The organism is Arthrobacter sp. Cr_A7, assembly GCF_029222765.1.
Lineage (GTDB): Bacteria > Actinomycetota > Actinomycetes > Actinomycetales > Micrococcaceae > Arthrobacter.
On the sequence record NZ_JARHXQ010000098.1, the window covers coordinates 1 to 7,231 of the forward strand.

Consider the following 7,231-nt stretch of genomic DNA (forward strand, 5'->3'; position numbering starts at 1 on the left):
CATTTTGGCCGGCGCACTCTCACTTTCCTGAGGAAAGTGAGAGAGCGCCGGCCGTTAAGGCGCATCAAGTGAGAGAGCGTTGGTTTTGAGGTATCAGTGCAACGGATAGTTGCTATTGAAAACTGCCGCTTCTCCAAATATATGAAGTCCCTCACAGTAGTTACAGGACCTGCACCAAACCGACCGCAGCCAGTAACCAGAAGGACTTCAACGTGGAAACTCCCCTCTCCCATCTTGCCCACCTCGAGATCACCACCCCGGACGTCGAAGCCTCGGCACGGTTCTACGAGGAAAAGTTCGGCATGCGCATCATCGACCGCGTGGACGGCAACGTCTACCTGCGCTGCTGGGGCGACTACTACCGCTACAGCCTGGTCATCACGGAAGGACCCGAAGCGTCCCTGGGCCGGATGGCCTGGCGCACCAACTCCCAGGCGGCCCTGGAAGCCGCAGCCGAGCGCATCGAAGCAACCGGCGTGCAGGGAACCTGGACGCCCGGCGGCCACGGCTTCGGCAAGGCGTACGAGTTCACCGGCCCCTACGGCCACCACATGCGCCTCTTCTATGAAGTGGAGAAGTTCGTCGCCGAGCCGGGTTTCGAGTCCACCTACCCGGACCGGCCGGAACGCCGCAGCAGCCACGCCGCCGCACCCCGCTTCCTGGACCACGTCACGGTGGCATCCTCTGATGTGCGCGGCTTCGCCAAGTGGTACAACGAGGCCCTCGGCTTCCGCGTCATGGCCTTCGTTGACCTGGACGAAGCACCCATCACCGTCTTCTCCGTCCTCACCACCAACGAAAAGTCCCACGACCTGGGCGTCGTCCTGGACACCTCCAGCCGCGCCGGACGCGTCAACCACATCGCCTTCTGGGTGGACGCCACCGAGGACCTGCTCCGCACCGCGGACGTCATGATGGAAAACGGCACCCCCATGGAATACGGCCCCTCCATCCACGGCGTGGGCGAGCAGAACTTCCTCTACTTCCGCGACCCGTCCGGCCTGCGCGTGGAGCTGAACTCCGGCGGCTACCGCAACTACGTCCCGGACTGGGACGCCAACACCTGGAAGCCGTCGCTGGGCTCCAACAACTTCTACAAGAATGGCGCCATGCCGCATTCCATGACCGAATCCTTCCCGCCGGCCGAGGGTTTCACCGCCACCGAAGAAGGCGCGTCCCCCGAGATGAAGGAAGCCCTCCTGAACCCCTACGCCAAGCAGGGACGGGGCTAGAAAGATATGCCTGAAGCAACATATGCCCTGATCCGCTTCCAGGAAGCCGGCGACAGCAAGGCCCGCGCCGGCCTGCTGGTGGGTGAGCGGGTCCTGCCGCTGGACGGGGACATCAACTCCCTGATCGAGCACTGGGACACCACCGAAGCCCAGCTGGACAGCCTCGCCGCCTCGGCCGGCCAGGATGCCGGCCTGGCGCTGGGCGACGTTGAGGTCCTCGCACCGGTGGAACCGGCCCAGGTCCTGCAGACGGGGGCGAACTACCGCAAGCACGTGATCGACCTCGCTGCAGCGCACCGCGAACCGGGCGAGGACGAGGAGGAAGTGCGCGCCAAAACGGCAGCCATGATGGACAAGCGGGCGGGCCAGGGCACGCCGTACTTCTTCATCGGCCTCCCGACGGCGATCGCGTCCGCCACGGACGACCTCACCCTGCCTGCCTACTCCAAGTCCCACGACTGGGAGCTGGAACTGGCAGCAGTCATCGGCAGGACCGCGTTCCGCGTCACCCCCGAGGAAGCGCTGGACTACGTCTTCGGCTACACCATGGTCAACGACATCACCACCCGTGAATACGTCTTCCGCAAGGACATGCCGGCCATCGGCTCGGACTGGTACCGCGCCAAGAACGCCCCCGGCTTCCTTCCCACCGGGCCGCTGCTGGTGCCGGCCAAGTTCTTCGGCGACCCGCAGGACGTCCAGGTGACGCTGAAGCTCAACGGCAAGGCCATGCAGGACGAGTCCACGCAGGACATGATCTTCGGCGTCGCCAAGCTCGTCAGCGAAGCCTCCCAGATCATGCCGCTGCGCCCCGGCGACCTGGTGCTCACCGGAAGCCCCGCCGGCAACGGCCAGCACTGGGGCCGGCTGCTGCAGGACGGCGACGTTATGGAAGGCACCATCACCGGACTGGGCACCCAGCTCATCCACTGCAAGGACGAAACCACAAGTGAAGGTGTCCAGTGACCACCCAGGACACAGCACCAACCGCCGCCACCGGGGAATCCACCGATTCCCCGGTGATCCGGCGTGAAGACCCGCTCGGCAGCATCCGCGCCATGGCCGTGGCCCACAACAACTGGGGCCGCTGGGGTGAAGATGACGTCCTGGGGACGCTGAACTTCATCGACGCCGGCAAGCGCGTCGAGGCCGCGGCACTGGTGAAGTCCGGTGAGGCGTTCTCGCTGTCCCAGCCGTTCGACACCAACGGCCCGCAGAAGGGCTGGCGCCGCCGCACCAACCCCGTCCACACCATGACGGACACCGGGGTGGACGCCGAACGTGGCAACCAGGGCTTCCCGCACGGCTTCGGCGGAGCGGACGACGTGATCGCCATGCCGCTGCAGTGCTCCACGCAGTGGGACGGCCTGGGCCACATCTTTGACCAGGGCAAGGCCTGGAACGGCCGCGCCGCCGGCGACGTAGTGACGTCCGAAGGCGACCTGGTAACGGGAATCGAAACCGCCGCGGACAAGATCGTCACCCGCGGCGTCCTGCTGGACGTCGGCCGTGCGCTCGGGCCGGAATTGGGGAGGAACGACGGCGAACTGCCGGACGGTTTCGCCATCACCCCGGAGCACCTGGAGCGCACCATCGCACTGCAGGGCCCTAGCTCAAAGGTGGGCCGGGGCGACATCGTGATAATCCGCACCGGGCAGTACACCAGGGTCCGCCGTGACGGCTGGGGCGACTACGCCGGCGGTTCCGCCCCCGGCCTGTCGTTCACCACAGCGCCGTGGCTGCACCGCGCCGAAATCGCCGGAATCGCCACCGACACCTGGGGCTTCGAGGTCCGTCCCAACGAGTTCGACGCCGCCTTCCAGCCCCTGCACCAGATCGCCATTCCCAACCTGGGCATGTTCCTGGGCGAGATGTGGGACCCGGACGGCCTGGCGGAAGCCTGCGCCGCAGACGGCAGGTACGACTTCCTGCTGACCGCTGCCCCGCTGCCCATCACCGGAGCCGTGGGATCACCCGTCAACCCGATCGCCGTCCGGTAGCTTTTCAGTTAAACCAGCAACAAACCACCAGCATTAACGCCGTCAATACAAAGGAGTCAGCGATGGCAGCAGTACAGAACGTCGGAATCGTCGGGGCCGGAGCGGCGGGACTGACCGCAGCCATCCTCCTGGCCGACGCCGGAATCCAGGTGGAAATCCTCGAGAAGGCGGAAGCACCGCAGACCCTTGGCTCCGGCATCACCCTGCAGGGCAACGCCCTGCGGATCCTCCGCCAGCTCGGCGTCTGGGAGCAGGTCGAGGCGAAGGGCTACGGCTTCAGCACCCTGGGCCTGCGCGCCCCCGACCCCGCCGGCACCGTCATCGCCGTCCTGGACGACATCCGCACGGGCGGCGACGACCTTCCCGCCACGATGGGCATGTACCGCCCCGACCTCACCGCCATCCTCCGCGAACGGGCAGAGCAGGCGGGCGCCCGGATCAGCTACGGCAAGACGGTCACCGGCATAACGGACGACGGCGGGTCCGTCACCGTGAGCACCGACGACGGCGGCAGCGCCATCTACGACCTCCTCATCGGCGCCGATGGACTGCACTCTGCCGTCCGCAAGGCCATCGGCATCGAGGTTGAACCCCAGTCCACGGGCATGGGCATCTGGCGCGCCTTCGTGGAGCGCCCCGAAGAGGTGGTCCGGACGGACCTGACCTACGGCGGACCCTGCTTCATCGCCGGCTACTGCCCCACCGGCCCCGACACCATCTACGCCTACCTCGTGGAGAAGGCACAGGAGCGCAAGCACGAGGACGGCCCCCGCATTATGGCTGAACTCGCCGCGGCGTACGGCGGCCCCTGGAACGAGATCCGCGCCAACCTGGACTACAGTGCCCGCATCAACTACACCTGGTTCACCACGCACCTGGTGGACGGGCCCTGGAACCGCGGCCGCAGCGTCGTCATCGGCGACGCCGCGCACAGCTGCCCGCCCACGATTGCGCAGGGTGCTGCGATGGCGATGGAGGATGCGGCCGTGCTGGCCGAGCTGCTTATCAGTGCCGACGACGTCACCGAGACGCTCTGGAAAGAGTTCACCGACCGCCGCCTGGACAGGGCAAAGGCAGTTGTCGACGCGTCCGTCCAGTTGGGCCAGTGGATGCTCGACGGCGTCCGGGATGCCAATGTGCCCGGCCTCATGCATTCAATCTCCAGCCTGGTGAAGGAACCTGCATGAGCACGCGCACGCCAGATCCGGGAACCCCCACCGTGGACGTCCACGCCCATATCCTGCTTCCTGCCCTGCAGCAGCTCGTGGCCGAGGCGGACCCCGAGGGCTTCGGCGCCCAGCAGGCTTTGGAGGTGCGGCGCAACGGAAGCGAATCCATGGCCGCTTCGGGCCGGATGATCAAGGAGCGCTGGCCGCAGCTGACGGACCTGGACCGCCGGCTCGCGGACATGGATGCCCAGGGCGTGGACGTGCAGCTGGTCTCGCCGTCGCCGTCGCACTTCTACTACTTCGCGGGCGAAGAACTTGCCCTGAAAGTGGCAAAGACAGCCAACCAGGCCGTGCGGGAGTTCGTTGACCGTGCCCCGGCGCGGCTCAACGGGCTAGGCCTGGTCCCGCTCCAGCACCCCGCCCTGATGGTGGAAGCCCTGGAACATGCGGTGCTGGAGTGCGGACTGCTCGGCGTCGAAATCGGATCGTTCGCCGCCACGCCGAACGATCCGGAACGCAGCACCGTCGAACTCTCCGATCCCCGGCTGGAACCGTTCTGGAGCCGGGCCGAGGAGCTGGGTGCCCTGGTGTTCCTGCACCCGTTCGGCTGCTCGCTGGATGAACGGCTGGACCGCTTCTACCTCGCCAACACCGTGTCCCAGCCCGCGGAGAACGCGGTGGCGCTGTCCCACCTGATCTTCAGCGGCGTCCTGGACCGGCACCCTGAGTTGAAAGTGCTGGCGGCGCACGGCGGCGGCTACCTGCCCACCAAACTTGGCCGCTCCGACCACGCATGGAAGGTCCGGCCCGAGGCACACGCCTGCGCCCAGCCGCCGTCGTCCTATCTGAAAAAGCTGTACTTCGATTCCCTGGTGCACAGCGCCGCGGAACTCCGGGCCTTGGTAGCTGCAGCAGGCCCGGAGCAGGTGCTGCTGGGCTCGGACTACCCGTTCGACATGGGCGCCGACCTTCCCGTGAACGAGGTTCAGGCTGCCGGCCTCCCGTCCGACGGCGAGGCCCAGGTTTTGGGCGGCAACGCACGCACCCTGGGCATCATGGCAGCGGCCGCCCTGGCCGCCCGACCCACTGCTTAAGGAACACCCTCATGGTCAAGATCGCACGCTGGAATTACGACGGCGGGACGCAGTCCGGCTTTGTAAACGGCGGACACTGCTACGCGCTGCCCGCGGGCCAGGGCATCCAGACGCTGTTGGACGCCGGGCTGGATGAAACCCTGCACGTTGCCCGGGAAACCGTGGGGTCCGCCCCTGCCGTTCCGCTTGCGGAGGTGCAGCTGCTCGCCCCGCTGGTGCCCGCCACCATCCGGGACTTCGTGGCGTTCGAGGAACACGTTGAAGGCGTGCGGAAGAGCATCGACGGCGTGGCCGGCGTGGTGCCCGAATGGTACGAGGCGCCCACGTTCTACTTCACCAACCCGCACACGGTGACCGGCACGGGCGAGGTGATCGGTATTCCGGCGGGCTGTGAGGACCTGGACTTTGAAACGGAAGTCGCCGCCGTCGTCGGACGCGTCCCCGGGAGCGATGGCAGGAACCTGACCGCCGCGGAGGCGCACCGGCACATCTTCGGCTACACCATCCTCAACGACTGGTCCGCGCGGGACCTGCAGCGGCGGGAGATGAAGGTCAGCCTCGGCCCCTGCAAGGGCAAGGACTTCGCCAACACGCTGGGCCCCTGGATCGTCACGGCGGACGAATTCGAGGACCGGCACGACGCCGAGGGCTTCCTGCCCATCTCCATGTCCGTCGAAGTCAATGGCGAGCCCATCGGCCAGGACCTGCTCTCCAACATGGGCTGGCCCTTCGCCGAGCTCGTGGCCTACGCCTCACAGGACTCGGTGGTGCGGCCCGGCGACGTCCTGGGCTCCGGCACCTGCGGCAGCGGCTGCCTCGCCGAGCTGTGGGGACGGAACGGTTCCAAGACTCCCCCGCCCCTGGCAACCGGCGACGTGGTGAGGATGACGGTGGAAGGGATCGGCACCATCGAGAACACGGTGGGCGGCAGGCGCGAGGCTGTGACCCGTGTGGCAGCCCGCCCGAGGCCCCGTAACCGGGTTGCCGCTGCGGCTCCTTCCGGCGTCTAGGGTGGTTTCGCTCCAGCTTGAAGGGCGGACCGTGGTGGTCACCGGCGCAGGCCAGGGGCAGGGCGCGGCGGAAGCACGGCTGCTGGCGGAGGCGGGGGCACGGGTGATCGCCACGGACCTGGCAGCCGACGCCCCGGCCGGACTGGCGGATGCGTCCCCTTCATTGGGCGGTGAGCTGTTATACCGGCGGCTGGACGTCAGTGACGAGGCCGGTTGGTCCGGCCTCGCATCATGGATCCGGTCGCAGGGCTGGCAGGTGGACGGGCTGGTCAACAATGCCGGGATCACCCTGCGCAGCAGGCTCCTGGATGCCTCCGTGGCAGATCTGCAGAAGGTTTATGACGTGAACGTGGCCGGCAGCCTGTTGGGAATCCAGGCACTGTCCCCGCTGATGGGCAGCGGCTCTTCGATCGTCAATGTTGGGTCTGTTGCCGGGCTGACCGCCCATTATCCGGTGGCGTACACCGCGAGCAAGTGGGCGCTGCGCGGGCTCTCCCAGGTGGCGGCCATGGAGCTCGGGCCTCGCGGGATCCGCGTCAACACCGTCCACCCCGGTTTCATAGAGACCCCCATGACCGCGGGCGCCAAGCCGGAGTTCCGGCAGGCCACCCTGGCGGAGACCCCGCTGGGACGTTCCGGAAGCGTGGAGGAGGTGGCCGGCGTCGTGCTCTTCCTCCTCAGCCCGCTCTCATCCTTCGTGACGGGCGCCGAGATCCCGGTGGACGG

General features: G+C 67.3%; 7 protein-coding genes. All 7 read left to right on the plus strand.

What is annotated here, in order from left to right:
• Positions 1 to 212: 212 nt before the first annotated feature.
• Entirely contained in the window at positions 213 to 1,232 is a 1,020-nt protein-coding gene (locus tag P2Q66_RS06015) for a VOC family protein (protein ID WP_079596946.1), read from the plus strand.
• A gap of 6 nt (positions 1,233 to 1,238) precedes the next feature.
• Positions 1,239 to 2,198, plus strand: coding sequence for a fumarylacetoacetate hydrolase family protein (locus P2Q66_RS06020; protein WP_275726336.1), 960 nt, complete (start codon positions 1,239 to 1,241; stop codon positions 2,196 to 2,198).
• On the plus strand, positions 2,195 to 3,232 hold the full coding sequence (locus P2Q66_RS06025; RefSeq protein ID WP_275726338.1) for a cyclase family protein: 1,038 nt from the start codon (positions 2,195 to 2,197) through the stop codon (positions 3,230 to 3,232). Before P2Q66_RS06020 ends, P2Q66_RS06025 begins: the two co-directional genes overlap by 4 nt.
• Positions 3,233 to 3,294: 62 nt before the next feature.
• Positions 3,295 to 4,419: an FAD-dependent oxidoreductase gene (locus P2Q66_RS06030; protein ID WP_275726339.1), complete on the plus strand. Its 1,125-nt coding sequence runs from the start codon at positions 3,295 to 3,297 to the stop codon at positions 4,417 to 4,419.
• Positions 4,416 to 5,495: an amidohydrolase family protein gene (locus tag P2Q66_RS06035; RefSeq protein WP_275726340.1), complete on the plus strand. Its 1,080-nt coding sequence runs from the start codon at positions 4,416 to 4,418 to the stop codon at positions 5,493 to 5,495. Before P2Q66_RS06030 ends, P2Q66_RS06035 begins: the two co-directional genes overlap by 4 nt.
• An 11-nt stretch (positions 5,496 to 5,506) precedes the next feature.
• Positions 5,507 to 6,505: a fumarylacetoacetate hydrolase family protein gene (locus P2Q66_RS06040; protein ID WP_275726341.1), complete on the plus strand. Its 999-nt coding sequence runs from the start codon at positions 5,507 to 5,509 to the stop codon at positions 6,503 to 6,505.
• A gap of 1 nt (position 6,506) precedes the next feature.
• On the plus strand, positions 6,507 to 7,231 hold a 725-nt coding region (locus tag P2Q66_RS06045), incomplete at its 3' end, for an SDR family NAD(P)-dependent oxidoreductase (RefSeq protein ID WP_275726343.1).

What these genes read in the sequence shown, in the direction of transcription:
- P2Q66_RS06020 (WP_275726336.1), top strand. Translation starts at nt 1,239, where the DNA reads ATGCCTGAAGCAACATATGCCCTGATCCGCTTCCAGGAAGCCGGCGAC.
- P2Q66_RS06030 (WP_275726339.1), top strand. Translation starts at nt 3,295, where the DNA reads ATGGCAGCAGTACAGAACGTCGGAATCGTCGGGGCCGGAGCGGCGGGA.
- P2Q66_RS06035 (WP_275726340.1), top strand. Translation starts at nt 4,416, where the DNA reads ATGAGCACGCGCACGCCAGATCCGGGAACCCCCACCGTGGACGTCCAC.
- P2Q66_RS06040 (WP_275726341.1), top strand. Translation starts at nt 5,507, where the DNA reads ATGGTCAAGATCGCACGCTGGAATTACGACGGCGGGACGCAGTCCGGC.